The organism is Streptomyces sp. 15-116A, from assembly GCF_025290915.1.
GTDB lineage: Bacteria > Actinomycetota > Actinomycetes > Streptomycetales > Streptomycetaceae > Streptomyces.
The window spans coordinates 1-1,267 of sequence record NZ_JAOCQE010000543.1 but is presented as its reverse complement, the minus strand read 5'-3'; the positions used below and the strand labels follow the sequence as shown (position 1 = coordinate 1,267).

1 protein-coding gene and 1 pseudogene are annotated in these 1,267 nt (G+C 75.1%); both read left to right on the top strand.

Features of this window, described 5'->3' with window-relative positions:
• A pseudogene (locus N4P33_RS35345) lies at positions 1 to 188 on the top strand (hypothetical protein); the annotation flags it as partial.
• On the top strand, positions 178 to 1,267 hold a 1,090-nt coding region (locus N4P33_RS35340), incomplete at its 3' end, for an FAD-dependent monooxygenase (protein ID WP_260831003.1). The pseudogene N4P33_RS35345 and the gene N4P33_RS35340, both read left to right, overlap by 11 nt.

The window sequence follows — 1,267 nt, the reverse complement described above, 5'->3', positions numbered from 1 at the left end:
GCGAGCAACCGCCGGAGACCGGCCGCAGCTACCGGCTGCACGCCACCGAGGTCTCGGGCACGAGCGGGCTGGTGGAGCTGGCCCAGGCGCTGGACCGCCTGCCCCCCGCACCCGCCGCGCCCGAAGGCGCGGTGCCGCCGCCCATGGCCGGAACCATGGCAGAACCCGAGGAGCCCCATGTCGCGTAGAGCTGTCGTCGTCGGTGCCGGACTGGCCGGTCTGCTGGCCGCGGCCGTCCTGTCCACCGCCGGTGTGGACGAGGTGATCGTGCTGGACCGCGACGAGCTGCCCGAGGGGCCGGAGCACCGCCGGGGCCTGCCGCAGGGGCGGCACGCGCATCTGCTGATGGCCGGCGGCATGGACGCCATGGAGGAGCTGGTGCCGGGGGTGAGTCTGCGCAAACGGCTGCTCGCCGCCGGGGCGCACGAGATATCGCTCAGCTCCGGGATGCTCGCCCGCACTCCGGAGGGCTGGTTGCGGCGCTGGAAGCGCGACGGGCCGGTGATGCTCACGTGCAGCCGGGCGCTGGTGGACTGGGCGGTGCGGTCGGCGGTGCTGGAGCAGACCTCGGTCGAGGTCCGCAGGGCGGCGGCGGTGGGGCTGACCGGGTCCGCGGAGCGGGTGACCGGGGTGCGGATCGCGGGGCCCGGCGGGGACACGGAGATCGAGGCGGACCTCGTCGTCGACGCGAGCGGGCGCGGGACGCGGGTCGTCACCTGGCTGGAAGGGCTCGGTGTTTCCGGCATCCGGGAGCGGACGGTGGACTCCGGGCTGGTCAACGCGACGCGCATCTTCCGGGTGCCGGACGGTGCGGAAAGGTTCCCGCTGACGATCGTGCAGGCCGACCCGTTCGTGTCCCGTCCCGGGCGGAGCGCGATGGTCATGCCGATCGAGGGCGACCGGTGGATGGTGAGCTGCGGCGGCACCCGGGGCGGGGAGCCGCCCGCGGATCCGGAGGGCTTCCTGCGGTACACGCTCGACCTGCCCGACCCGATCGTGGGGCGGCTGATCTCCGGCGCGGAGCCGCTCACGGACGTGCATCTGAGCCGGTCCACCAGCAATGTGCGGCGGTATCTGGAGAAGACCCCGCGGTGGCCGGAGCGTTTCGTGGTCCTCGGGGACGCGCTGGGCACGTTCAACCCGGCCTACGGGCAGGGCATGTCGGTGGCCGCGTTCGGCGCGCGGGTGCTCGGCCGGGAGCTGGCGCGGGGCGGTCCGGACGCGCCCGGTCTGGCCCGGCGGGTGCTGCGCGGGGCGGCGCGGTCGG